This is a genomic window from Saccharothrix longispora, from assembly GCF_031455225.1.
In the GTDB taxonomy this organism is placed as follows: domain Bacteria; phylum Actinomycetota; class Actinomycetes; order Mycobacteriales; family Pseudonocardiaceae; genus Actinosynnema; species Actinosynnema longispora.
In genome coordinates, this window is sequence record NZ_JAVDSG010000001.1 from 8,284,832 (window position 1) to 8,308,932 (window position 24,101).

Sequence of the window (24,101 nt, forward strand, 5' to 3'; positions counted from 1 at the left end):
CCCGCCACCTTACGACGTGACGTGGCGGAGCACCTCGTCGGCCAGGTCGGGCGAGGACGCGTCGAACCAGGTGACCCGCCGGTCGCGGCGGAACCACGACCGCTGCCTGCGCACGAACCGCCGGGTGCCCAGCGCGGTCGCCCCGAACGCCTCCTCGACCGAGCACTCGCCGTCGAACGCGGCCAGCACCTGCTGGTAGCCGAGGGCGCGCGACGCCGTGCGGCCCTCGCGCAGGCCCCTCGCCTCCAGCGCCCGCACCTCCTCGACCAGGCCCGCCTCGAACATCCGGCCGACCCGCGCGTCGACCCGCGCGTCGAGTTCGGCCACCTCCCGGTCCAGGCCGACCAGCACGGCGCCCCAGCGCGCCGGGCCGGGTGTGGGCAGGGTCGCCGAGAACGGCCTGCCGGTCAGCTCGATCACCTCCAGTGCGCGCACCACGCGCCGGGCGTTGGACGGCAGGATCGCCAGGGCCGCGGCCGGGTCGAGTCGCGCCAACCGGCCGTGCAGGGCCTCCGCGCCGGACACCGCGAGCTCCCGCTCCAGCCGGCCGCGGATCCCCTCGTCGGTGCCCGGGAACTCCAGGTCGTCCAGCACGGCCTGCACGTACAGCCCCGAGCCGCCGACCAGCACCGGCGTGCGGCCCTCGGCCAGCAGCCGCTCCACGGCGGCGCGCGCGTCCCGCTGGTAGGCGGCCACCGAGGCGGTGTCGGTCACGTCCAGCACGTCGAGCAGGTGGTGGGGCACGCCCCGCCGCTCCTCCTCGGTCACCTTGGCCGTGCCGATGTCCATGCCCCGGTAGAGCTGCATCGCGTCGGCGTTGACCACCTCGCCGCCCAGCGCGACGGCCAGCCGCACGGCCAGGTCTGACTTGCCGGTCGCGGTGGGACCGACGACCGCGACCGGGACGATCCGTGGGGAGGTGCTCACGGCTCAAGCCTCCCAGACCGCGCCTCCCAGACGGCCCAGTGGTACCCCACGCCGTAGGGGGCCAGGAACGCCGAGCGGGTGCACCGCCACGCGCCCGGCACGGCCGCCGCGACCTGCCACGCGGCCCGCCCGCCGGCGCCCAGGTCGGCCGCCAGCGCCGGGTCCAGCGCCCGCAGGGCGCCCCGGTCCGCCGAGGCCAGCGCCCGGCCCACCCCCTCGTCGAACGCGCCCGCCCGGTCGTCGGCCCGCCCCACGGCGTGCTCGCCGTGCCGGTGCGACCCGTCGCCGAGGACGAGCAGGGCGGAGGCGCCCGCGAGCCGCGCCCCGAGCGCCGCGCAGTCTCGCTCGGGCAGGTCGGGGGGCACCAGGTGGACGCTCACCCGGCGTGCCCCGGCGCGTTCCCGCAACCAGCCGGCGATCAGGGCGGGCAGCGGGAGGTCGTCCTCCGCGCGGGACGCGCCCTCGGTGAGCGACACCGGCACGTCCACCCCGAACGCGTGAAAGCTGCCGGTCACGTCCTCCACCACCCGCGGCCCGGAGGGGTCCGCGGCGACGGCCAGCCACTCGTCCGAGCAAGCCGCGAGGTCCCGTGCCGCGGCCAGGGTCGCCGCCCGCACCGGCTCGGTCTCCACCGCCGCGCCGGCGACCAGTTCGGGCACCAGCAGCGGGGGGTGCGGCACGACCGCGAGTCGCGAGATCATGGCAGCCCACGCTACCGATCGGCCACCACAGGTACCGATGCGAGCCCTGACCTGTTTGAATGCGCGCGAGGTACTGGAGACCCTTCAGGTGGGTCGCGCGGTACCCGGGTGCTGGGCCCCGCCGCTGGCGGGGCGCCCGTGGTCGGCACGGGCACCACGAAGTGGGCAGGCGAGGAGGAAGCCGGCGATGACGGAGCACGAGACGACACCGGAAGCCACTGGTGACAGTGGTGCGGGGGCGGTGGTGGTCGAGGAGACCAGGGCGGCTGTGCCGGTGACGGCGCCGCCGCAGGTCCCCGTGGCGTCGGACCACCCTGACCGCTGGGGGCGCGTGGACGAGGACGGCACCGTCTACGTGAAGACGGCCGACGGCGAGCGCGTCGTCGGCTCGTGGCAGGCGGGCGAGCCCGCGGAGGGCCTCGCGCACTTCGCCCGCCGGTTCGACGACATCCGCACCGAGGTCGAGTTGCTGGTGACCCGGCTGACCTCCGGCGCGGGCGACCCCAAGCACGCCATGACCAGCGCCAAGCACGTCCAGGAGAGCCTGGCCGAGGCGGCGGTGGTCGGCGACCTCGCGGCGCTGGCGGCCCGTGTCGAGCACGTGCTCGCGCTGGCCGAGCAGGGCATGGAGGCCGCCAAGGCCGCCAAGGACGAGGCGCGCGCCGCGGCCGGGGCCCGCAAGCTGGAGCTGGTCGAGGAAGCCGAGGCGCTGGCCGAGGAGTCGACGCAGTGGAAGGCCTCCGGCGACCGGTTGCGGCAGATCCTGGAGGAGTGGAAGACCATCCGGGGGGTGGACCGCAAGACCGACGAGCAGCTGTGGCGGCGGTTCTCCAAGGCGCGGGACGCGTTCAACCGCCGGCGGGGCTCGCACTTCGCCGACCTCGACCGGCAGCGGGGCGTCGCCAAGAACCGCAAGCAGGAGCTGGTCGAGGAGGCCGAGAAGCTCGTCGAGTCCGACGACTGGGGCCCCACGGCCGGCCGGTACAAGGACCTGATGGTCGAGTGGAAGGCCGCCGGGCGCGCCCCCAAGGAGGCCGACGACGCGCTGTGGCAGCGGTTCCGCGCCGCCCAGGACGCGTTCTTCGCCCGGCGCTCCGAGGCGTTCAGCGAGCGTGACGCCGAGTTCGCGACCAACGCGAAGCTGAAGGAGGAACTGCTCGCCGAGGCGGAGCGCATCGACCCGTCCGGCGACCTGGAGACCGCCCGCCAGCAGCTCTACAAGATCCAGGAGCGGTGGGACGCGATCGGCAAGGTCCCGCGCGAGCGCATCCGCGACCTGGAGGGCAAGCTCCGCGCGATCGAGGAGCGGGTCCGCGGCGCGGTCGACGCCCAGTGGCGCCGGTCCGACCCGGAGGCCGAGGCCCGCGTCGCGCAGTTCCGCGAGCGCGTCGAGCAGTTCGAGGCCCAGGCCGAGAAGGCCCGTTCGGCGGGCGACAAGCGCCGGGCCGAGCAGGCCGAGGCCCAGGCCCAGCAGTGGCGCGAGTGGCTGGCCGCCGCCGAGCAGGCGGTCGCCTCCCGCTAGCCGGAGGTCGGCGCGCCGGCCCCCGCACCGCTCGTGCGGGGGCCGGCCGCTCTCGAACAGCAGGTCAGGGCCGTCCTCGCCGCCCCGGTCGCGAAGCCCGCCGCTCAGGCGCCGGCATCACTGCATCCCGGGACGCGACGCCGCCAGCGCCAGCCACTTCACCAGCAGCACGACGACCGCCACCACGGCGATGACCAGCCCGATGCCCGGACCCGGTCCCGGCGCGTGGCCGGTCGTGGTCTGCGTCGTCCAGATCGACAGCACGCCCGCCACGGACGCGGCGAACGCCGCCAGCGCGGACGTCCACGCCAGCGCCCACCGCCGCAGGGCCAGGGTCAGCGCGGGCAGCAGCACGCCCGCCACGAGCGCCGCGTAGCCGAACACCTTCGGCAGCGCGGGCGCGTCGCCGAACAGCACGCCCAGCCCCTGCTCGCCGTCCACCCAGGGCAGCACCAGGGACACCAGGACCGCCAGCACCGCCACGGCGATCGTCAGGGCGCCCCGGCCGGGGTCGACGCGCCTGGCCGCCGAGCGGCCCACGCCGTTGATCTCCTCGCGCAGCCGCGACAGGTCCTCGGGTTCGCCGTTCACCCGACCGAGCACCCGCCCACGGCTGCGGGCAGCGGGGCGGGCGTGCCGAACGACGGCAGGCCCAGCGTCACGCCCGGCGTCTTCGGCTTCAGGCCCGCCTCGGACCGGTCGCCCGCCCTGGTGCGGCGGTGCGACAGCAGCGGGCCGTCCGCGATCAGGTTGTGCGGCGCGCCGTAGGTGATCGCGGTCTCGACCACGTCGCCGGGACGCACGCGCGCGTCGCCGGGCGTGAAGTGCACCAGGCGGCCGTCGCGGGCGCGCCCGGTCATCCGGTTGGTCTCGGTGTCCTTGCGGCCCTCGCCCGAGGCGACCAGCAGTTCGACCCGCCGGCCGACCTGCGCGCGGTTCTCCTCGTGCGCGATCTCGTTGACCAGGGTCACCAGCCGGTCGTAGCGCTCCTGCACGACCTGCTTGGGCAGCTGGTCGGGCAGCTCGGCGGCGGGCGTGCCGGGGCGCTTGGAGTACTGGAAGGTGAACGCGGAGGAGAACCGGGACTCGCGCACCACGTCCAGGGTGGCCTGGAAGTCCTCCTCGGTCTCACCGGGGAAGCCGACGATGATGTCGGTGGTGATGGCCGCGTCCGGCATGGCCGAGCGCACCTCGTCCAGGATGGACAGGTACTTCGCGGTCCGGTACGAGCGGCGCATCTCCTTGAGCAGCCGGTCCGAGCCCGACTGGAGCGGCATGTGCAGCTGGTGGCACACGGCGGGCGTCTCGGCCATCGCCGCGATCACGTCGGAGGTGAAGTCCTTGGGATGCGGTGAGGTGAACCGGACCCGCTCCAGCCCGTCGATGCCGCCGGTGGCGCGCAGCAGCTTGCCGAACGCGAACCGGTCGCCGAACTCGACGCCGTAGGAGTTCACGTTCTGCCCCAGCAGGGTGACCTCCAGCACGCCTTCGTCGACCAGGGCCTGCACCTCGGCCAGCACCTCGCCGGGCCGGCGGTCCTTCTCCTTGCCGCGCAGCGACGGGACGATGCAGAACGTGCACGTGTTGTTGCACCCGACCGACACCGACACCCAGCCCGAGTAGGCCGAATCGCGGCGGGCGGGCAGCGTCGAGGGGAACGTCTCCAGGGAGTCGAGGATCTCGACCTGGGCCTCCCGGTTGTGCCGGGCGCGCTCCAGCAGCACCGGCAGCGAGCCGATGTTGTGGGTGCCGAAGACCACGTCCACCCACGGGGCGCGCCTGACGATCTCGTGCTGGTCCTTCTGGGCGAGGCACCCGCCGACGGCGATCTGCATGTCGGGGTTCGCGGTCTTGGCGGGCGCGAGGTGGCCCAGGGTGCCGTACAGCTTGTTGTCGGCGTTCTCGCGGACGGCGCAGGTGTTGAACACGACCACGTCGGGGGCGGTGTCGCCCTCGGCAGGCGCGTAGCCCGCGTCCTCCAGCATGCCGGCGAGGCGTTCGGAGTCGTGCACGTTCATCTGGCAACCGAACGTGCGGATCTGGTAACTGCGGGTCACTGCACCTAGTCCTTCCGTCGGGTCCAGGGTAGAGGCCGGTCGTGCGACGATGCGCGGGTGTCGGGAACGCTGCTGCGCTTGCACGCGGTGGGGGCCGCCTTGGCCCTCGCCGCCCTGTCGTCGACCGCGTGCGGTGACGACTTCGACCAGGTCAAGCTCACCGTCGCGGCGGGGAGCCCGGTCGGGGTCTACGCCAAGTTGAGCACGGCCCTGGCCGACGCGTGGACCCGGGACCCGGGCATCCCGCGTCCCCAGGTGGCCGAGACGTCCGGATCGGTGGACAACCTCCAGCGGCTGCGGGGCGGCCAGGCGCAGGTCGGCTTCTCGGCGGCGGACGCGGCGGCGGACGCGGTGGCCGCCGCGGTGGCGGACAGGGCGGGGGCCGGGACGGTGGGCGCCGGGACGGCGGTCCCGGGGACGGGCGCCGACCACAAGCTGTACGCGCTGGCCCGGATGCACGACGACTACCTCCAGCTGGTCGTGCGCGACGACATCCCGGCCACGAAGCTGTCCGAGCTCAAGGGCATGCGGGTGAGCCTCGGCGCGCAGGACTCGGGCGTGCGGCTCATCGCGCAGCGACTGCTGGCCTCGGCCGGCATGTCGATCGACGACCTCCAGCCCGGCTACCACGACCTCCAGGCCAGCGCCGACCGGATGCGCGACGGGGCGCTCGACGCGTTCTTCTGGTCCGGCGGCGTGCCCACCGACGCGGTCACCACGCTCGCGGCCACGGTGAAGCTGCGCATGCTCGACCTCGGCGACGTGCTGCCCGACCTGCGCCGCGCCTACCCGGTCTACGGCTCGGCGACGCTGCCCGCGTCGGCCTACCAGCTCGGCGGCGGCCCGGTCGTCACGCTCGTCGTGCGCAACTTCCTGCTGGTCAACGACACGATCTCGGACGACGTGGCGGAAGCCCTGGTCAGAGGTCTGTTCGCGGCCCAGCCGGCGCTGGTCGCGGCCAGCCCGGTGGCCAGGTCGATAGAGGTCCGCTCGGCGATCGAGACCACACCGGTCGAGCTGCACCCCGGCGCGATGCGCTACTACCGCGACGTGAAGGTCTGACCGCCGGACGCGTCACACGGCGGGGAACCCCACCTCCACCCGCAGCCCGCCGCCGGGCGGGGACGTCAACCGGATCGTGCCGCCGACGCGCTCCACCATCTGCCGCACCAGCGCCAGCCCCAGGCCCGAGCCCTGCACGTTCTGGTGCGCGGGGCTGCGCCAGAACCGGTCCGTGGCCCGTTCCAGCTCCTCGGGTGCCAGGCCGGGGCCCTCGTCCCGCACGGCGATGCGCACCACCCCGTCCCGCCGGCGCACGTCGACGTGCACGAGGGTGCCGTCGGAGGTGAACTTCAGCGCGTTGTCCAGCAGCGCGTCCAGCACCGTCTCCACGCCGCGCGGCGGGACCAGGGCGGTGCCGCCGGGCTCCCCGTCGAGCACCAGGTGCACCTCGCGGGCCGCTGCGGCGGGCTGCCACGCGGTCAGCCGCCCCGCCACGGCCCGGTCCACGTCCACCGCCACCGGGTCCACCGACGGCGCGCCCGCGCGGGCCATCGCCAGCAGCTCGTCGAGGATGCGGTTGAGCCGGTTGGTCTCGTCCAGCGCCGCCGCCTGGTGCTGGACGCCCTCGCCCACCACGTGCCCCTCCAGATTGGACAGACGCAGCTTCAGGGCGGTCAACGGGTTGCGCAGCTGGTGCGAGGCGTCCGCCACGAACGCCCGCTGCGCGGCCAGCACGTCGCCCACGTTGGCGGCCATCTGGTCGAACGAGCGCGACAGCTGGCGCAGCTCCGGCGGGCCGTCCGACGCGCCCACCGGTGCCGCCGGTTGCCCCGACACCACCGCCGCGAGCAGCGCGCCCGTCGCGTCGTCGAGCCGCTTCACCGGCCGCAGCGTCCAGCGCACCAGCGGCAGTGCCGCGAACACCGCCGCGACCAGCACCAACATGCTCGCGACCAGGATCACCGTCCACCACACCAGCACCTCGGTGCGCGTCTTCGAGGTCGGCGAGAACGTCACCACCGCGCCCTGGACCTCACCCGCCTCCAGCACCGGCTCGGCCAGCACCAGCTCCGAGGGGTCCCACGGCACGATCAGGTCCGGCGCGGCCGGCTGCCGACCCGCCAGGGCACCTCTGACCAGGTCGGACACCTCCTCCGAGGTGACGTCGACGACCCCGGCCGAGGCCACCACCTGCCCGTCCCGGCCGAGCAGCGCGACCCGGATGCCGTACAGCTCGTGGTAGCGGCGCAGTTCGCTCTCCAGCACCCACGGCTGGTCGTCGATGAACGGCCGCTGCGCCACGGACGCGAACCGGGTGGTGTCGGTGAGCCGGTCCAGGAACATCTCCTGCTGCTCCGTCTGCGCCACCCCGCGCCCGAGCGGCACGCCCATGCCGACCAGCACGATGACGACCAGCGTCAGCACGATCCCCAGCAGTCGCGACCGCACTCAGCCCCCGCCCAACCGGTACCCGACCCCGCGCACCGTCTCCAGCAGCGAGGGGCGCCCGAGCTTCGTGCGCAGCGTCGCCACGTGCACGTCGAGCGTCCGGTTGGCGCCGGCCCACGTGCGCCCCCACACCTCCGCCAGGATGCGCTCGCGGGTGCACACCGCGCCACCGGCCGCGACCACCAGGGCCAGCACCTGGAACTCCTTGCGCGACAACGCCACGGGTTCACCCGCCACGGTGACCTCGTGCCGGGCCAGGTCGACCCGCACGTCGGCCGCCTCGAACACCTCGGTGCCCGTCCCGCCCGCGCCGACCGGGTCGCCGCGCCGCCGCCGCACGGCGTGCACGCGGGCCACCAGCTCGCCCACGTCGTACGGCTTGACCAGGTAGTCGTCCGCGCCGGCGTGCAGGCCGAGGATGCGGTCGTCGATCTCGCCCCGGGCCGACACCACGATGATCGCCACGTCGCTGGCCGCCCGGATGTGCCGGCACAGCGTGACACCGTCCACATCGGGCAGGCCCAGGTCCAGCAGCACGACGTCGACCCCGGCCAGTCGATCGAGTGTCCCCCGACCGGTCGCCTGTCGATCGACGCTGAAGCCGCGCCGGGTCAGCGCGGGCACCAGCGCTTCCGCCACGCGGTCGTCGTCCTCGACCAGCAGCACGCGCACCGTGGGGCCTCCTGATAAGTGTCGCCACCCTGTGACAGAGTTGAGACCCTAAGTCTTGCTCAATCGCCTGGACTGGTGTGGTGATTCACACCTAGGTTTCCGCCATCGCTCAGGAACCCCGTACTGGAGGACTGATGACCGCCGCCACTCCTGCTCCGCCCATGATCCGGATGGCGGGCGTGGACAAGTTCTTCGGCCCCTTGCACGTCCTCAAGGACGTGACGCTGGAGGTGCCGAAGGGCCAGGTAGTCGTCGTGCTGGGCCCCTCGGGCTCGGGCAAGTCCACGCTGTGCCGGACGATCAACCGCCTGGAGCCGATCAACTCGGGCGTCATCGAGTTGGACGGCCAGCCGCTGCCCGCCGAGGGCAAGGAACTCGCCCGGCTGCGCGCCGACGTGGGAATGGTGTTCCAGTCTTTTAACCTGTTCGCCCACAAGAGCATCGTCGACAACGTGATGCTCGCGCCCGTGAAGGTCCGCAAGACCCCGGCCGCCCAGGCCCGCAAGACGGCCATGGAGCTGCTGGAGCGGGTGGGCATCGCGAACCAGGCCGAGAAGTACCCGGCCCAGTTGTCCGGTGGGCAGCAGCAGCGCGTGGCGATCGCGCGCGCCCTGGCGATGCGCCCGAAGGTGATGCTGTTCGACGAGCCGACCTCCGCACTCGACCCCGAGATGGTGCAGGAGGTGCTGGACGTGATGACCACGCTGGCCAAGGAGGGCATGACCATGCTCGTGGTCACCCACGAGATGGGCTTCGCCCGCAAGGCCGCGGACCGCGTGATCTTCATGGCCGACGGCGAGGTCGTCGAGGACTCGACGCCGGAGGCGTTCTTCTCCGCGCCGAAGTCCAACCGCGCGAAGGACTTCCTTGGCAAGATCCTGACCCACTGAAGTCCCACGACCGCGGCGCTGAGCCTGGCGCCGCTCTATCCCGAAAGAGCAGGAGACAGACGATGAGGGTTCGCACCCTTGCGGTGGTGCTGCTGGCCGGCGGCCTCGCCCTGACCGCGTGTGGCAAGGAGGGGGGCCCCGGTGACTCCGGCGCGGCTCCCACCCAGCAGGCCGCCGCGGACGTGAAGGTCGACGGTTCCGCGACGTTCGAGAAGATGAAGAACCGCGGCAAGGTCGTCATCGGCGTCAAGGAGGACCAGCCGGGTCTGGGCTACAAGGACCCGACCAGCGGCAAGTACACCGGCTTCGACGTCGAGATCGCGAAGCTGGTCGCCGCCAAGCTGGGCTTCTCGGACGACAAGATCGAGTACAAGGCCATCGCCTCCGCCGGGCGCGAGCAGGCGCTGATCAACGGTGACGTGGACTACTACGTCGGCACCTACACGATCAACGCCAAGCGCAAGGAGCAGGTCGGCTTCGCCGGCCCGTACTTCACCGCCGGCCAGGACCTCCTGGTCGCGAAGGACGACAACTCGATCACCGGCCCGGAGACGCTCAAGGGCAAGAAGGTCTGCTCGGTGACCGGCTCCACGCCGATCCAGAAGGTCAAGAACGAGGGCCTGACCGAGCCGGAGAACATCGTCGAGCTGCAGAACTACTCGCAGTGCGTGACGCAGCTCCAGCAGGGCGCGGTCGACGCCGTCACCACCGACGACGCGATCCTCAAGGGCTACGCGGCCCAGGAGCCCGACAAGATGAAGGTCGTCGGCAAGCCGTTCTCGAACGAGCCGTACGGCATCGGCCTGACGAAGGACGACAAGCCGCTGCGCGACAAGATCAACGACATCCTGGACGAGGCCATCAAGGGCGGCGACTGGGACAAGGTCTACGACGCGACCCTGGGCAAGTCGGGCTCCAAGGCCGAGAAGCCGGTGCTGGACCGCTACTGATCCCCCGGGGCGGCCGGTCGTCCGGCCGGCCGCCCCGCCACCACCCTCCCGAGGAAGCCTGCCCAGAGGAAGCCCATGGACGTCCTGCTCGACAACCTCGACCTGTACGGGCCCGGGTTCCTCAACACCGTTGAGCTGTTCCTGATCTCCGCGGTCGGGTCGCTGGTGTTGGGAACGATCCTGGCGATGCTGCGCGTCGCCCCCGTGCCGGTCTTCAGGTTCGCCGGCGCCGCGTACGTCACGATCGTGCGCAACACCCCGCTCACGCTGGTGTTCTTCTTCTTCGCGTTCGCGTTCCCCCTCCTGGGGATCGTCGACGCGGGGACGTTCGGCGGCTCTGCCTCCAGCTACTACTGGGCCGCGGCGCTGGCCGCGCTGATCCTCTACACGGCCGCGTTCGTGTGCGAGGTCATCCGCTCGGGCATCAACACCGTCCCGGTCGGCCAGGCCGAGGCGTCCCGGGCACTGGGCCTGACGTTCGGCCAGATGCTGGGCTCCATCGTGCTCCCGCAGGCGACCCGGGCGGTCGTGCCGCCGATGATGAGCACGCTGATCGCGCTGCTCAAGAACACGACCATCGCGGCGGGCTTCTCCGTGTTCCAGGCAGGCTCGATCAGCCTGAACCTGTCCGAGCGCGGTGAGAACCAGCTGATCGGCCTGCTGTGGGTCGCGCTGTTCTTCGTGGTGCTCGTCATCCCCATGACCCTGCTGCAGCGCAGCCTCGAGAAGCGGTGGAGCGTCGCCCGATGAGCTCGGTCCTGTTCGACGTCCCGGGTCCGCGCGCCCGGATGCGCCACCGCGCGTACGCGGTCATCGGCATCGCCGCCCTGGTCGCGGCCGTCGGCTTCGTGGTCCTCCGGTTCGCCGAGAGCGGCCAGTTCGAAGGCTCGAAGTGGGATTGGCTGCAGTACGAGAAGGTCCAGCTCGACCTGCTCAGCGCCCTGGGCAACACGCTCAAGGCGTTCGCGGCGGGCGCGGTGCTCGCCCTGCTCTTCGGCGCGGTCTTCGCTGCCGGGCAGCTGTCGGACCACGCGGTCTTCCGCGTGCCGTCCATGGCGGTGGTCGAGTTCTTCCGCGCGGTCCCGCTGGTCGTGCTGATCTTCGTGTTCCACTACGGCGTGTCGCTGGGTGCGCCGTTCTACTCGGTGGTCCTGGGCCTGACCCTCTACAACGGGTCGGTGCTCGCCGAGGTGTTCCGCGCCGGCGTGCTGTCGCTGCCGCGCGGCCAGAGCGAGGCCGCCTACGCCCTGGGCATGCGCAAGACCCAGGTGATGAACCTGGTGCTGCTGCCGCAGGCGGTCCGGGCCATGCTGCCCGCGATCATCAGCCAGCTCGTCGTGCTGCTCAAGGACACGGCGCTGGGCTTCCTCATCACCTACGAGGAGCTGCTGTACTACGCCCGCTACCTGGGCTCGATCTTCGAGTTCGGTCGTCCGCTGGTGCCGGTCACGATCGTGGTGGCGGCCGTCTACATCGTGATGTGCCTGTTGCTGACCTGGCTGGCGAAGACGCTGGAGAAGCGGAACCGGCGCAGCAAGAAGGTCATCGAGGCCAAGACGCCGCAGGCGGCCGAGGACGTGGTGGCCGCGTCCGTCTGACCTGGTCCGACGCTTCCGGAGGGGCGTGGCGCCGCACGGCGCCACGCCCCTCCGGCGTCCGGTCAGCGGTGCCGCAGGATCGCGCCCACGCCCTCGAACAGCGACGCCCGGTCGGTGACCAGCACCTGCGCGCCGGTCGCGACGGCGGCGCTGGGCAGCACCTCGTCCGCGCGGTGCTCCTCGACGCGCTCGACGCCCAGGCCGCTCAGCTCGGACTTGCGCAGGGCGAGCAGCGCGGGGTCGTCACCCGCCCACACGGTGCGGTCGCCCAGCGCCGGGTCGGCGACGAGCAGCGCGGCCACGTTCGCCTCGCGCAGCGCCTCGACCACCGGCTCCAACCCCTGCACGGCCAGCCCGCCGTCCCGGCCGGACTCGGTGGCGAACCGCTCGACCAGCTCGTTCTCCTGGTTGAACTGGTGCTCTGCGACGAGGGCCTGCACGGCGCTGTCGAACGCGTCGTCGTCCGAGCCGTCGGCCAGGCTCGCGCCCTCCACCTCCACCAGCAGCTCGCGGGACCGCGCGCCCAGCTCGTCGCGCACCGCGGTCCGCGCCTGGAGCTCGCCGCCCACCACGAGCAGTTCGGCGTTCAGCTCCGCGACCAGCTTGTCCACGGCCTCGGCCACCAGGGCGGCGTTGCGCTTGGCGGTCTCCTCGACCGAGTGCTGCATGCGCAGGTGCGACCAGCCGCCGCCGCGCACCTTGTGCACGGGGTGCTCCTCGCCGCGCACCTCCTCGGCCGCCACCTCGCCCTGGCGGCCGACCTGCCCGTCGTAGCCGTGCAGGTCGGCGCCCTTCCGGTCGACGAGCACGACGACGTGCGGCACGGTCGGGCCGAGCGACCCGACCAGCGGCAGCACGTGCGGCAGGTCGGACCACCGGCCGGTGGTCGCGGCCGGTGGTCGGGGCATCACCCGGTCGAGGAGCACGGCGCCGTGCGCGGCGATCAGCGCCCGGCCGCTCTTGCCCACGACCGGCGCGAGCGCGACGGCCTCCAGGGCGTCCAACGTCGCCTCGTCCGCGCCCTGCCGGGCCAGATCGTCACGCACCCCGCGCCAGCGCAGCTCCACGGCCTTGGCAGCGTCCTCGGTGTCGTGCGAGGCGTCCAGGTAGACCGACGCGAAGGGACCGCGTTCCCTGATCAGCTCTCCCAACGAAGACATGTCCATTGGCCGGGTTTACCCGCTGCCGCGCCGCGTAACCTCGGGAGCATGGTGGACGAACCGGGTGCCCTCACGAAGGTGCAGCAGAGCGTCATCGGCAACCTCCTCCGGGTCGGCATCAACGGGTTCGGGCCGTTCAAGAGCGCCACGGAGATGGCCCAGGACGCGCTGGAGAAGGCCTCGACCCCGGCCGAAGCGGTGAAACACCTGATCAGGACCCACGTGACGGCGGCGGGCGTGCAGGGGTTCGCCACCAACGTCGGCGGGCTCATCACGCTGCCCGTCTCGCTGCCCGCGAACGTGGCGGCGGCGACGCTCGTGCAGGCGCACCTCATCGCCTCGATCGCGGCCGTCCACGGGCACGACCTGGAGAGCGACGAGGTGCAGACCGCGATCATGGTGTGCATGCTCGGCAACGCGGGCACGGACGTGCTCAAGAAGGCCGGCATCCGGGCGGGCTCGAACCTCACCATGGCGTTGATCAAGAAGATCCCCGAGCAGCTGATCAAGGAGATCAACAAGCGGATCGGCTTCACCCTGCTGGCGAAGTACGGCACGTCCCGGGCGACCGTGACCCTGGCCAAGGGCGTCCCCCTGGTGGGTGGCGTCATCGGCGGCACCTTCGACGCCGTGACCACCAGGGCGGTCGGCGCCTTCGCCGCCCGCTTCTTCACCGCGGACGACGACCAGCCGCCGAACGTCGTCGAGGGGACGTTCATCGACGGCGAGGTCGTGGACGTCACGACGGACTGACCGGCTGCCCGGCGTCACCCGAGTGGTGTTCCCGGTGGCGGCGCCGGTCGTCCGCTGGCCGGTCCGAAGTGGACGCACGACGTCCCCGGCGGGGTAAACGACTTGGCACGGCGTGCGATCCACGCTAACGTCATGCGCATGTTCTTCCAGATCTACCTCTGAGGACTCTTCCTCCAGCGCCGCACCGGCCTCGGGCCGTGCCGCGCCCTCTCCTGGTGGCCCCAGCGGCTCTCTTCGTCGACCCGTCTGAACCGGGTCGCGCTCCTTGTACGCCTCGACACTTCGAGGAGGCGACGCATGCCCACCATGCGCAACGAACCACAGCACGACGGTCAGCCGATGAACCGCGCCGCCCGGCGCGGCGCCCGCTCGTCCGGCGCGGTCCAGCCGCGCTTCGGCGGCGGCCGACTCGCCGCCGCCCCGCGCCAGTACGCGATGCGACGTCGCTGACCAGCGACGTCGCCACACTTCAGGAGGTAGTCCGATGGAGAACCACGAGCACGTCGACGATGCGGCCGAGCAGGAGCAGGAGCCGGCCGTCGTCCCCAACCGGCGCGAGCGCCGCGGTCACGCCCAGAAGACCAGCGGCGTGAACGCCACCCAGGGGCGGCCGGTGCAGAGCGGCTTCGCCGGTCGGCGGGTCTTCCGCCGCAAGGCGGGCTGACCGGGAACCGGCCGACCGCAGCCTCCACCGACCCGCCGGGCGCGCACCGCGCCCGGCGGGTCCGGCGCGCACGCGGTGTGCCGGTCGGCGTCGCCCGACTGCCCGAACGGCGGCGCACCTTCGGCCGCGTGACCTGCACCGGTTCCGACAACTAGCCTGGGCCGGGTAGCGACCGGGTCTGACGTTGATCGGGAGACGCCCATGAGGATCGCTGACGTGTTGCGGAACAAGGGTTCGGACGTGGCCACGGTCGAGGCGGGGGCGTCGGTGGCGGAACTCCTCGCCGCGCTCGCCGGGCGCAACGTGGGCGCGATGGTCGTGACCGGGCCCGGGGGCATCACCGGGATCGTGTCGGAACGGGACGTCGTGCGCGGGTTGCACGACCGGGGCGGCGCGCTGCTGGGCGCCCCGGTGGCGGAGATCATGACGAGCGAGGTGCTGACCTGCACCCCGCGGGATTCGGTCGACAGCCTCACGGTGCTGATGACCGAGCGGCGCATCCGGCACGTGCCGGTGCTCGACGACGGCCGGCTGGTCGGCATCGTGAGCATCGGCGACGTGGTGAAGAGCCGCATCGACCAGTTGCAGAACGACCACGACCAGCTGGCGGCGTACATCGCGCAGGGCTGAGCGGACCGGCCGCGCGGGGAGCCCCCGCGCGGCCGGTCGCGGTCAGCCCTGCGTCCGGTGGTAGTGCCGGCTGACCCTGGCCCGGTTCCCGCACGACGGCCTGCACCACTCCTGGCGGGGGTGCGCCTTGACGAAGTAGCGGACGCAGCGGGGCGCGGGGCAGGCCCGCAGGGCGCGGGCCCCGTCGCCCGCCAGGAACTCGACGACGGCCGTGGCGAGGTCGGCCAGCAGCCGGTCACCCGGCTCGGTGTCGTCCGCGCGGCGCAGCACCGGCCGCTCGGCCCACTCCAGCCGCACGGTCCGCGGCACGCGCCCCGCGCACTCGTTGACCAGCGCCAACGCCTGCTCGAAGGGCATCAGGTGCGGCGCGTCCAGGCGTTCGGGCGCGTCCGCGGCGCGTGCGTACAGCGACCGCGCGGCCCAGCGCAGCTCCACCACCCGCAGCCGCAGCGCCTCGTCCGGCTCGACCCCGGCCCACGCGGCGAAGCCCGCGGGCGTGGCCAGGTCGTCGACGAGCCCGCCGTGCCCGTCGTGCCTGACCGTGCTCGCGAACTCCAGGGCCAGTGCCACGAGGGCGAGTCTAGTGGTACGTTCCTAACGGCTTTGGCGTGAGTAACCATTAGGGGGAGTTCCGGTGACGATCCAGGAGAACGCGCTCGACGCCCACCGCGGGCTGGCCGCGCTCATCGAGGACCTGACCGACGAGCAGGTCGCCGAGCCGTCGGCGCTGCCCGGCTGGACCAGGGGGCACGTGCTGGCGCACCTCGCGGGCGTGACGGTCGGCCTCGCGGGCCAGGCCGAGCACGAGGGCACCCGGGTCGAGGTCTACCCCGGCGGGCGCCCCGCGCGGGACGCCGCGATCGAGGCGGGCGCGGGCCGTTCGGCGGCGGAGCACCGGGCGGTGCTCGCGGACGCCGTCGAACGGCTGACCAAGGCGTGGGCCGGCGTCCGCGACTGGGACTCCCCGGTCCTCTACCGCGACGGCACGCTCACCGGCACGGCGTACGCGCTGTGGCGCGAGGTCGAGATCCACGCCCGCGACCTCGACCTCGGCCCCGTGACGTGGTCACCGGAGTTCCGCGAGCACGCCGTCGACTTCCTCGCGGCCCGGGTGCCCGACAGCACGCGGCTCGTGCTCGTCGCCGACGATCGCGAGTGGACGATCGGCGAGGGCGCCGAGGTCCGGCTCACCGGCTCCCCCGACGACCTCGTCGCGTGGCTGGCCGGCCGTGAACCGGCGGGCGCGATCACCGGCGAGCTGCCCGAGCTCAAGCCCTGGCCGTAGGCAGCTCCAACCCGAAGTCCTCGCGCAGGGTGGTGGTCAGCTCGTCGGCCGTCAGCTCCCGCTTGACGACCGAGCCGTCCGGCCGCGCCTCGGTCAGGACGTGGTCGGTGATCGAGTGGCGGGCGTGCTCGTCGGTGCGCTGCACCACCAGCCTGCCGAGGAACACGGATTTCGGGTGGGTGGCCAGGTAGTGGTTGAGGACCTCGTAGTCGGCGGGCGTGCGCGGGTCCTCGGTGAAGTCGTACAGCGTCGTCCACCCACCGCCCTGCGACGAGTGCAGCGTCCACAGGCCGTCGCGGTGGTCGAGCCGGAACGCCCAGTCGCCCTGCCGCACCACCACGTCGGGGACCAGCGGCAACGGGGTGAGCAGCCCGCCGCCGCCGAATCCGACGTCGGCCAGCCAGCGGCCGTCCACGCGCAGCAGGGCGTGCGTGCGCGGGATGTCGCCCGAACGGCCCAGCAGCACGCGCGCCGCCATGCCGGTCACCTGGTGGCCGAGCCGTTCGAGCACCGCGGCGAACAGCAGGTTCTGCTCGAAGCACCACCCGCCGCGCCGCCGCCGCACCAGCTTGTCCTGCAACGACGGCACGTCCAGCCCGATCGGCACGCCGTCGCGCACGTCGGCGTTCTCGAAGCAGATGGCGGCCAGGTGCGCCCGGTGCAGCAGGGCGAGCAGGGACTCCGGGTCCCCACCGGGCTCGGGGGTCAGGCCGATGCGGTCGAAGTACGCGTCGAGGTCGATCAGGTCGCCATTCCACACCGGGCCAGCATCCCAGCCGGGAGGATCACCGCGGCTCCCGGCGGGCCTCCGCCTTCGTGCCCGAAGGCACGGCTTCCCGCCGCTGCGCGGGTCACGGTGCCGCACCCGGCCCCCGGCGGATAGGTTCGGGCGGTGCTGCACGAGATCGCCGAGGCCGCGCGGGGCTTCCTGGCCACCCTCGACGGGGCCCGCCGCGCCGAAGCGGTGCGCCCCGTCACCGACGACGACCTGCGCACGCGGTGGGCGTACACGCCGGGGGAGCGGCCGGGCGTGGTGTACGGCGCCCTGGACCGCGACCAGCGCAAGGCCGTGCACCGCCTGCTGTCCTGCGTGCTCAGCCCGCACGCCTACGCCCAGGCCGCGGCGGTCATGGCGTTGGAGGACGTGCTCGACGACCGCGAGGGCGGCCACCGCGACCGCCACCAGGGCGACTACTGGACCGTGCTGCTGGGCGAGCCCGGTGACGACCCCTACGGGTGGCGGGTCGAGGGGCACCACCTCTCGGTGAGCGTGGTCGTCGCGGACGGGCGCGTGTCGGCCACCCCGTTCTTCCTCGGCGCGAACCCCGCCCGCACCACCTACCGCGGTCGCACGGTCCTCCAGCCGCTGCGGCTGGAGGAGGAGTTGGCCCGCGAGCTGCTCGACCGGATGGGACCCACCGCGCGCGGCCTCGCCGTGGTCGCGGACCGGCCGCCACCGGACCTGAGGACCGGCAACGCGCGCCGCGTCGGCGACCTGGAACCCGCCGGCGTGACCGTCGCGCAGCTCGACCGCGCCTCCCGCCGCCTGCTCGTGGGCCTGGTCCGCTGCTACCTCGACCGGCTGCACGGCGACCTCGCCGACGAGGAGTTCGGCGCGCTCGACCTCGACCGCCTGCACTTCGCGTGGGAGGGCCCGGTCCGGCGCGGCGAGGGCCACTACTACCGCGTCCAGGGCCCGGAGCTGCTGATCGAGTACGACAACACCGCCGACGACGCCAACCACGCGCACTCGGTGTGGCGGCGCCGCTCCGGCGACTTCGGCGAGGACCTGCTCGCCGCGCACCACGCCTCGGTGAGGCACGGGTGACCCCGGAGGAGGCCGTCGCGGAGCAGGAGCGGCTGCGCCCGCGGGTCGTCACCACCACCGACCCGGACCTCGTCGTGCGGCACGTCGCCGGCCTGGACGTGTCCTACGCCGACGACGACCGGCTGGTCGCCGCCGCGGTGGTGCTCGACGCCGACTCGCTGGAGACCGTCGACTCGGCCGTCGTGCACGGCCGGGCGGACTTCCCGTACGTGCCGGGCCTGTTCGCGTTCCGCGAGCTGCCGTCGCTGCTGGACGCGCTGGCGAAGCTGACCGTGCCGCCCGACCTGCTGGTGTGCGACGGGCAGGGCCTGGCCCACCCGCGCCGGTTCGGGCTGGCCTGCCACGTGGGCGTGCTGATCGACCTGCCGAGCGTGGGGGTCGCCAAGACGCCCATGGGCCGGTTCGACCCGCCGGGGGAGGAGCGCGGCGCGGTCAGCGACCTCGTGGACGACGGCGAGGTGGTGGGCCGCGCGCTGCGCACCCGTGCCGGGGTGAAGCCGGTGTTCGTGTCCGTGGGGCACCGGATCGACCTCGACCGGGCGTGCGCCGAGGTGCTGCGGCTGTGCGTGCACCGGCTGCCGGAGACCACCCGCCGGTCGGACTCGCTCGGCCGGGCTCACCTCAGGTAGGCCAGCTCCGGGTGCCGCCGGGCGTACGCGTCGAGCAGGCTCCGCGCGGTGGCCACCGAGTCGACCAGCGGGTGCAGCGCGAACGCCTTGAGCGCGGCGGCGCGCGTGCCCTCCGCGACCAGCCGGTCCACCGCCTTGACCGACGTGACGAGCCCGGCCGCGTGGTCGGGCAGCGGGCTCACCGGCAGCGGGCGGGCGCCGTGCGCGTCCACCTCGCACGGCACCTCGACGATCGCCTCCGCGTCCAGGGTGGGCAGCGTGCGGCCGTTGGGCACGTTGAGGATCAGCGTCGTCTTCTCGTCGTCGCGGATGGCGCGCATGAGCGCCATGGCCACGTGCTCGTACCCGCCGCCCTCCAGCGTGTCGCGCTCGCCCTCGCGGTCGTGCGCCATGTACGTCGCCTCGCGCTCCAGCCGCGTGGTCTCCCAGTCGACCTCGCCGGCGTAGAAGCGCCGCTGCTGCGCCAGCAGGAACGCGCCGCGGTCGTCGCCCAGCGCCTCGCGCGTCGAGTAGTAGTAGTGCAGGTACTCGTTGGGCACCACGCCGAGCGCGCGCAGCCACTCGCCGCCGAACAGCCTGCCCTCCTCGAAGCCCGCCAGCGCCGCGTCGTCGGCGAGCAGCGCCGGCAGCAGGTTCCCGGAGTCCCCCTCGCGCACGCCCTGGAGCCAGCCGAGGTGGTTGAGACCCGCGTAGTCGAACACCGGGTCGTCCAGGCGCAGCGCCCGCGCGACCCGGCGGCACAGCCCCACGGGCGAGTCGCAGATGCCGATGACCCGCCCACCGAGGTGCTTCGCCATGACCTCGGTGACCAGGCCCGCCGGGTTGGTGAAGTTGACGACCCACGCGCCGGGGGCGCGTTCGGCGATCCGGCGGGCGATCCGGTCGGCCACCGGCGCGGTGCGCAGCCCGTAGGCGATGCCGCCCGCGCCGACGGTCTCCTGGCCGAGCACGCCGTGCGCGTGGGCCACCTCCTCGTCGATCGCCCGACCTGCCAGACCGCCCACCCGGATCGCCGAGAACACGAAGTCCGCGCCGGTCAGCGCCTCGTCCAGGTCGGTGGTCGCGGTGACGGGCGGCCCGTCGCGCAGCACGTCGCGGACGGCGCGCAGCCGGTCGGCGTCCACGTCGTGCAGGACCACGTCGGTGACGCGCTCGTCGAGCGCCTCGTGCACCAGCGGCACGCGGAACCCGCCGCCGCCCAGGATCACCAGCCTCATGCGCCCATCCTGCCCCGGTCGGCGGGTCGGCGCGTCGATCCCGGCCGGCGCGACGATGAAGCCACGCATGGCCCGGGTGAGTCTGCACATGTTCCCGTCGCTGGTCAAGGGCCGTTGGTGGGGTGTTCCTACTCTGTCTACTGTGGACTTGAGAAGTCCTTGACAGGTGTTGTCCGGCAGGGGAAGGGTCTGGCCGAAACCTTTCCTGCGCATGATGGGGGTTCGGTCGTGAAGGCTGCACGGAGAGCCGCCGTCGTCGCGGCTCTGGTGACGCTGCCGCTGGGGCTCGTGCCCGCGGTGGCCGGCGCCGCGGCGGAGGGCCCGGTGTTCGTCGGGGGCGAGGCGCAACCCGTCTTCGACCCGAAGGACGTGGTGCGCGAGAGCGTGTGGGTGCGCGCGCCGGTCGACAGCGACCGCGACGGTCACGATGACGAGGTCTACACCGAGGTGGTGCGCCAGAAGGCCACCGACCGGGGGCTGAAGGTCCCGGTGGTGTTCTTCAACAGCCCGTACTTCTCCGGTGGCAACGACGTGGCCAACCACGACGTGGACGTCGAGCTGTACGTGCCCAACCGCAAGGGCGGCTACGACAAGCGCGACGGGTCCCTGCTCAAGGCCCGGGCCGACGAGCGGATCGCGGCGGCGGTCGGCCCCGACCCGGGGCCCATCACGTCCGGCCGCTACGAGGCGTACTTCATCGCGCGCGGCTTCGCCATGGTCTACGCCGAGTCCCTGGGCACCGGCAAGTCGACGGGCTGCCCCACCTCCGGCGGGCACAACGAGACCATCGGCTCCAGGTCCGTGGTCGACTGGCTGAACGGGCGCACGACCGCCCGCGACGCGGCGGGCGCGGACGTGAAGGCCACGTGGACCACCGGCAAGGTCGGCATGATGGGCGTGTCGTACAACGGCACCCTGCCCAACGCCGTCGCCGCCACCGGCGTGGAGGGACTGGAGGCGATCGTGCCGATCGCGGCCATCTCCAGCTGGTACGACTACTACCGGGCGGACGGCGCGGTCGTCGCGCCCGGCACGTTCCAGGGCGAGGACCTCGACGTGCTGGCCGAGTACGTCTACACCCGCCAGGACCGGGAGGTCTGCAAGCCGGTCATCGCCGACGTGGCCGCGCGGCAGGACCGGGTGACCGGCGACTACAGCCCGTTCTGGGACGAGCGCAACTACGTCAAGGACGCGCACAAGGTGCGCGCCGCGGTGCTCGCGGTGCACGGCCTGAGCGACTGGAACGTCAAGGTCAAGCAGGTCTCGCAGTGGTACGAGGCGCTCAAGCGCAACGGCGTCGAGCACAAGATCTGGCTGCACCAGTCCGGGCACACCGACCCCGACACGCTGCGGTCGGTCGAGTGGCGGCGCACCGTCAACCGCTGGTTCTCGCACTACCTCCACGGCATCGACAACGGCGTGGAGCGGGAGCCGAAGTCCACGATCCAGCGCGAGGACAAGGTGACGTGGACGGACGAGGCCGAGTGGCCCGCGCCGGGCACGGCCAAGGCCCGGGTGCACCCGTGGGCGGGCGGTCCGACCAAGGGCGCGCTGCGGTTGCAGCAGGTCCCCGGTCGCCCCGTGGTCGAGTCCCTGCGCGACGACGCGTCCGTGCTGCCGGAGGACCTGGTCGACGCGCCGGCCTCGGTCAACCGGCTGTCGTACGCGACCCGGCCCGCCTCGGAGCCGCTGCGCTTCTCCGGCACGGCCCGCGTCGACCTGGCGATCTCGTTCGACCGGCCGGCGGCCAACGTGACCGCGCTGCTGGTGGACCGCGCGCCGGACGGCACGTCGCACATCATCACGCGGGGCTGGACCGACCCGCAGAACCGCACGTCGCCGTCCAGGACCAAGGCCATCACCCCCGGTCAGCGGTACAAGGTCGAGGTGGAGCTGGAGCCGAACGACTACGTGGTCCCGGCCGGCCACAGCGTCGAGTTCGTGCTGATCTCGTCCGACTACGACTACACGCTGCGCCCGGCGCCGGGCACCGGGCTGTCGATCGACCTGACCTCGACGACGGTCGAACTGCCGGTGGTCGGGGGGACGCAGGCGTTGCGCCGTTCGGTCGGATAGTCCACGTGGTCAGGAAGTAATTCACGAAGTCGCTACTTGGTAAGTCTTCCACTTGACGACTGGGTGTGGTCGTATCCCCACACCCAGTCGTCAAGGAGGTGGCAGATGAGCCGAGCCAGGCGCGCGTTGGTCACGACCCTGGTTGCCCCGTTGATCGGTCTCGCCCTCGTGCAGGGCGAGGCCGCCGCGGCACCGAACTTCCAGTTGCCGTTCCCGTGCAACCAGGTGTGGGAGGGCCAGACCCGCACCAACCACAGCCCCGCCAACTCGGTGGACTTCAACCGGGCCAACGACGACGGCGACCCCGTCGTCGCGTCGGCGGGCGGCACCGTGACGCGGGTGGCGAACGAGGGCAGCACCAGCTACGGCCGGTGGATCGAAATCGACCACGGCGCCGGCTGGCGCACCCGGTACGCGCACCTGTCCGTGCAGCGGGTCAGCGTCGGCCAGAGCGTGCGCATCGGCCAGCGCATCGGCGACGTCGGCACGACGGGCGGCTCCAGCGGCCCCCACCTGCACTACGAACAGCGGCTCAACGGCGCCGACCAGAAGATCAAGTTCAACGGGACGCAGATCTTCTACTGGGGCAGCCGCAGCTACACCAGCCGCAACTCGTGCGGCACCAGCGGTGCGACCGGCACCATCGGCACCGACAGCGGCGCCTCGGTGACCATCCGCTCGGGCCCCGGCACCACCTACGCGGCGGTCGGCTCGGTCGCCAACGGCGCGTCCGTGACCATCAGCTGCCAGACCACCGGTCAGACGGTCACCGGCAAGTACGGCACCACCAACCTGTGGGACAAGATCGGGTCGGGTTACGTCTCCGACGCCTACGTGTACACAGGTTCGGACGGTCGAGTAGCCCCGAACTGCTGAGTTCCCCCAGGTCGCCGGCCGCTCCCGCACCCCGCGGGAGCGGCCGTTCCCGAGTTGTCCACAGGCGGCCGCCCGCGTCCGCCGCGCCCGCCCGTTCTCCTCCACAGTCGTGGCATGACCAACGACCTGCTGCCCACGCCCCGCATCCACGACCCGGGCGACCTGATCGCCGCCGTGCCGCACCTGCTGGGCTTCCACCCCGTCGACTCGCTGGTGCTGCTGGCCCTGGAGGGCACCTCCGTGGCCGTGACGCTCCGGACCGACCTGCCCCCGCCGGACCGGGTGCGCGCCGTCGTCGACCGGCTGCTGGCGCCCCTGGCGCGCTGCCACCGGGCCAACGCCGTGGCGGTGGTGGTGGGCGGCGGCTCCGGCGACCCGCCCGAGGAGCTGCCGCAGGACCAGTTGGTGGACGAGCTGGACGACGCCCTGCGCGCGATGGGGGTGCCCCTCGTGCTGGCGGTGTGGACCGCCGCCACCGCCGCCGGCGAACCCTGGTTCGACTACCACGACGCGGCCACCCGCGGCACCGTCCCCGACCCGGCGGCCACGACCCTGGCCGCCACCTCGGCGGCCGAGGGCTTCGTGACCTTCGCCAGCCGCGCCGCGATGGCCGAACTGCTGACCCCCGACCCGCCGGAGGTCCTGGCGCGCCGGGCCAGGCTGCTGGACCGCCGTGCCGCCGACCCGGCCCCGCCCGCCGGCGCCGCCCTCCAGGCCCGCCACCGGGACCTGGTGCGGGCGGAGGTGGTGCGGGCCGCGACCAGGAAGCGCCCCCTGACCGACGAGGAAGTGGCCGACCTGGCCCACGCCCTGTCCAACCCGTGGGTGCGCGACGCCGGCCTGGCCCACTGCACCGGAGAACACGCCCGCGGCGCCGAGAACCTGTGGCTGGAGCTGACGCGGGCCTGCCCCGCCCCGGAACGGGCGGAACCGGCGACCCTGCTGGCCTTCTCCGCCTACCTGAGGGGCCTGGGCACCCTGGCCGCCCTGGCCTTGGACCGAGCCGAACAAGCACACCCGGGTCACCGCCTCAGCGGGCTGCTGAGGGCGGCCCTGGACACCGCACTGCCCCCGGAAACCCTGCGCCGACTGGCCGACCACGCCGCCGATCCCGACCCGCCCCCTCGCGCGGTCCCGCCGACCGCACCACCGAGCCCATCCGCCGGGGAGGCGACCTGACCGGAGCGCTCACCGCCGGGGCGGCTGCTCGCGAGC

26 protein-coding genes are annotated in these 24,101 nt (G+C 73.1%); 16 read left to right on the forward strand and 10 right to left on the reverse strand.

Going from position 1 to position 24,101, the window contains the following annotated elements; all coding sequences use genetic code 11:
• Positions 1-9: 9 nt before the first annotated feature.
• Entirely contained in the window at positions 10-927 is a 918-nt protein-coding gene (gene miaA / locus J2S66_RS36605) for a tRNA (adenosine(37)-N6)-dimethylallyltransferase MiaA (protein ID WP_310314314.1), read from the reverse strand.
• Positions 924-1,628: a class III extradiol ring-cleavage dioxygenase family protein gene (locus J2S66_RS36610; protein WP_310314317.1), complete on the reverse strand. Its 705-nt coding sequence runs from the start codon at positions 1,626-1,628 to the stop codon at positions 924-926. The genes miaA and J2S66_RS36610 overlap by 4 nt, the downstream gene beginning before the upstream one ends.
• A gap of 187 nt (positions 1,629-1,815) precedes the next feature.
• Here J2S66_RS36610 and J2S66_RS36615 point away from each other — a divergent pair, with 187 nt between their 5' ends.
• The gene (locus J2S66_RS36615) at positions 1,816-3,150 is read left to right on the forward strand and encodes a DUF349 domain-containing protein (protein ID WP_310314322.1); all 1,335 of its coding nucleotides are present in this window, start codon (positions 1,816-1,818) and stop codon (positions 3,148-3,150) included.
• Between the two features lie 117 nt (positions 3,151-3,267).
• Here J2S66_RS36615 and J2S66_RS36620 read toward each other — a convergent pair whose 3' ends face one another.
• Both J2S66_RS36620 and miaB read right to left on the reverse strand, forming a co-directional pair.
• On the reverse strand, positions 3,268-3,741 hold the full coding sequence (locus J2S66_RS36620; RefSeq protein ID WP_310314325.1) for an Rv2732c family membrane protein: 474 nt from the start codon (positions 3,739-3,741) through the stop codon (positions 3,268-3,270).
• On the reverse strand, positions 3,738-5,207 hold the full coding sequence (gene miaB / locus J2S66_RS36625; protein ID WP_310314328.1) for a tRNA (N6-isopentenyl adenosine(37)-C2)-methylthiotransferase MiaB: 1,470 nt from the start codon (positions 5,205-5,207) through the stop codon (positions 3,738-3,740). The genes J2S66_RS36620 and miaB overlap by 4 nt, the downstream gene beginning before the upstream one ends.
• A gap of 57 nt (positions 5,208-5,264) precedes the next feature.
• On the opposite strand from miaB, the gene J2S66_RS36630 reads away from it, so the two are divergent.
• A complete protein-coding gene (locus J2S66_RS36630; RefSeq protein ID WP_310314332.1) occupies positions 5,265-6,269 on the forward strand; it encodes a TAXI family TRAP transporter solute-binding subunit in 1,005 nt (334 codons plus the stop codon).
• A 12-nt stretch (positions 6,270-6,281) separates the two neighbouring features.
• Here J2S66_RS36630 and J2S66_RS36635 read toward each other — a convergent pair whose 3' ends face one another.
• A complete protein-coding gene (locus tag J2S66_RS36635; RefSeq protein ID WP_310314335.1) occupies positions 6,282-7,658 on the reverse strand; it encodes a sensor histidine kinase in 1,377 nt (458 codons plus the stop codon).
• A complete protein-coding gene (locus tag J2S66_RS36640; RefSeq protein ID WP_306746908.1) occupies positions 7,659-8,330 on the reverse strand; it encodes a response regulator transcription factor in 672 nt (223 codons plus the stop codon).
• A 161-nt stretch (positions 8,331-8,491) separates the two neighbouring features.
• Here J2S66_RS36640 and J2S66_RS36645 point away from each other — a divergent pair, with 161 nt between their 5' ends.
• The 4 genes from J2S66_RS36645 (at position 8,492) to J2S66_RS36660 (ending at position 11,768) form a co-directional block, all read left to right on the forward strand.
• The gene (locus J2S66_RS36645) at positions 8,492-9,220 is read left to right on the forward strand and encodes an amino acid ABC transporter ATP-binding protein (protein WP_310315379.1); all 729 of its coding nucleotides are present in this window, start codon (positions 8,492-8,494) and stop codon (positions 9,218-9,220) included.
• Positions 9,221-9,282: 62 nt separating this feature from the next.
• Positions 9,283-10,170: a glutamate ABC transporter substrate-binding protein gene (locus tag J2S66_RS36650; protein ID WP_310314339.1), complete on the forward strand. Its 888-nt coding sequence runs from the start codon at positions 9,283-9,285 to the stop codon at positions 10,168-10,170.
• Between the two features lie 75 nt (positions 10,171-10,245).
• A complete protein-coding gene (locus J2S66_RS36655) occupies positions 10,246-10,920 on the forward strand; it encodes an amino acid ABC transporter permease (RefSeq protein WP_310314342.1) in 675 nt (224 codons plus the stop codon).
• Positions 10,917-11,768 (forward strand): amino acid ABC transporter permease, encoded by an 852-nt coding sequence (locus tag J2S66_RS36660; protein WP_310314345.1) that lies wholly within the window; start codon positions 10,917-10,919, stop codon positions 11,766-11,768. The genes J2S66_RS36655 and J2S66_RS36660 overlap by 4 nt, the downstream gene beginning before the upstream one ends.
• Before the next feature lie 62 nt (positions 11,769-11,830).
• Here J2S66_RS36660 and J2S66_RS36665 read toward each other — a convergent pair whose 3' ends face one another.
• Positions 11,831-12,928, reverse strand: coding sequence for an Rv2629 family ribosome hibernation factor (locus tag J2S66_RS36665; protein ID WP_310314348.1), 1,098 nt, complete (start codon positions 12,926-12,928; stop codon positions 11,831-11,833).
• A gap of 48 nt (positions 12,929-12,976) precedes the next feature.
• Between J2S66_RS36665 and J2S66_RS36670 the strand changes: the two genes are divergently transcribed.
• The 4 genes from J2S66_RS36670 to J2S66_RS36685 all read left to right on the forward strand — a co-directional run bounded on the left by J2S66_RS36670 (position 12,977) and on the right by J2S66_RS36685 (position 14,975).
• Complete coding sequence (locus J2S66_RS36670; RefSeq protein WP_310314351.1) at positions 12,977-13,681, forward strand: EcsC family protein; 705 nt, start codon at positions 12,977-12,979, stop codon at positions 13,679-13,681.
• 297 nt (positions 13,682-13,978) lie between these two features.
• Complete coding sequence (locus J2S66_RS36675; RefSeq protein WP_310314354.1) at positions 13,979-14,131, forward strand: hypothetical protein; 153 nt, start codon at positions 13,979-13,981, stop codon at positions 14,129-14,131.
• Between the two features lie 34 nt (positions 14,132-14,165).
• Positions 14,166-14,345, forward strand: coding sequence for a hypothetical protein (locus J2S66_RS36680; protein WP_310314356.1), 180 nt, complete (start codon positions 14,166-14,168; stop codon positions 14,343-14,345).
• A 201-nt stretch (positions 14,346-14,546) separates the two neighbouring features.
• The gene (locus J2S66_RS36685; protein WP_306746900.1) at positions 14,547-14,975 is read left to right on the forward strand and encodes a CBS domain-containing protein; all 429 of its coding nucleotides are present in this window, start codon (positions 14,547-14,549) and stop codon (positions 14,973-14,975) included.
• 42 nt (positions 14,976-15,017) lie between these two features.
• On the opposite strand, the gene J2S66_RS36690 is transcribed toward J2S66_RS36685, so the two are convergent.
• The gene (locus J2S66_RS36690) at positions 15,018-15,545 is read right to left on the reverse strand and encodes a CGNR zinc finger domain-containing protein (RefSeq protein ID WP_310314359.1); all 528 of its coding nucleotides are present in this window, start codon (positions 15,543-15,545) and stop codon (positions 15,018-15,020) included.
• Positions 15,546-15,609: 64 nt separating this feature from the next.
• Here J2S66_RS36690 and J2S66_RS36695 point away from each other — a divergent pair, with 64 nt between their 5' ends.
• The gene (locus J2S66_RS36695; RefSeq protein ID WP_310314361.1) at positions 15,610-16,260 is read left to right on the forward strand and encodes a maleylpyruvate isomerase family mycothiol-dependent enzyme; all 651 of its coding nucleotides are present in this window, start codon (positions 15,610-15,612) and stop codon (positions 16,258-16,260) included.
• On the opposite strand, the gene J2S66_RS36700 is transcribed toward J2S66_RS36695, so the two are convergent.
• Entirely contained in the window at positions 16,244-17,020 is a 777-nt protein-coding gene (locus tag J2S66_RS36700) for an arylamine N-acetyltransferase family protein (protein ID WP_310314363.1), read from the reverse strand. The genes J2S66_RS36695 and J2S66_RS36700 overlap by 17 nt on opposite strands.
• Before the next feature lie 132 nt (positions 17,021-17,152).
• Between J2S66_RS36700 and J2S66_RS36705 the strand changes: the two genes are divergently transcribed.
• The gene (locus tag J2S66_RS36705; protein WP_310314366.1) at positions 17,153-18,088 is read left to right on the forward strand and encodes a DUF3500 domain-containing protein; all 936 of its coding nucleotides are present in this window, start codon (positions 17,153-17,155) and stop codon (positions 18,086-18,088) included.
• Positions 18,085-18,717 (forward strand): endonuclease V, encoded by a 633-nt coding sequence (locus J2S66_RS36710; protein ID WP_310314369.1) that lies wholly within the window; start codon positions 18,085-18,087, stop codon positions 18,715-18,717. The genes J2S66_RS36705 and J2S66_RS36710 overlap by 4 nt, the downstream gene beginning before the upstream one ends.
• Here J2S66_RS36710 and J2S66_RS36715 read toward each other — a convergent pair.
• The gene (locus tag J2S66_RS36715; protein ID WP_310314373.1) at positions 18,705-19,934 is read right to left on the reverse strand and encodes a family 4 glycosyl hydrolase; all 1,230 of its coding nucleotides are present in this window, start codon (positions 19,932-19,934) and stop codon (positions 18,705-18,707) included. The genes J2S66_RS36710 and J2S66_RS36715 overlap by 13 nt on opposite strands.
• 228 nt (positions 19,935-20,162) lie before the next feature.
• Here J2S66_RS36715 and J2S66_RS36720 point away from each other — a divergent pair, with 228 nt between their 5' ends.
• The 3 genes from J2S66_RS36720 to J2S66_RS36730 all read left to right on the forward strand — a co-directional run bounded on the left by J2S66_RS36720 (position 20,163) and on the right by J2S66_RS36730 (position 24,065).
• Complete coding sequence (locus tag J2S66_RS36720) at positions 20,163-22,010, forward strand: Xaa-Pro dipeptidyl-peptidase (RefSeq protein ID WP_310314375.1); 1,848 nt, start codon at positions 20,163-20,165, stop codon at positions 22,008-22,010.
• 105 nt (positions 22,011-22,115) lie between these two features.
• Positions 22,116-22,886, forward strand: a complete 771-nt coding sequence (locus J2S66_RS36725) for a peptidoglycan DD-metalloendopeptidase family protein (RefSeq protein WP_306746893.1) — start codon at positions 22,116-22,118, stop codon at positions 22,884-22,886.
• Positions 22,887-23,000: 114 nt separating this feature from the next.
• On the forward strand, positions 23,001-24,065 hold the full coding sequence (locus J2S66_RS36730) for a DUF4192 domain-containing protein (RefSeq protein WP_310314380.1): 1,065 nt from the start codon (positions 23,001-23,003) through the stop codon (positions 24,063-24,065).
• The last annotated feature ends 36 nt before the right edge of the window (positions 24,066-24,101 follow it).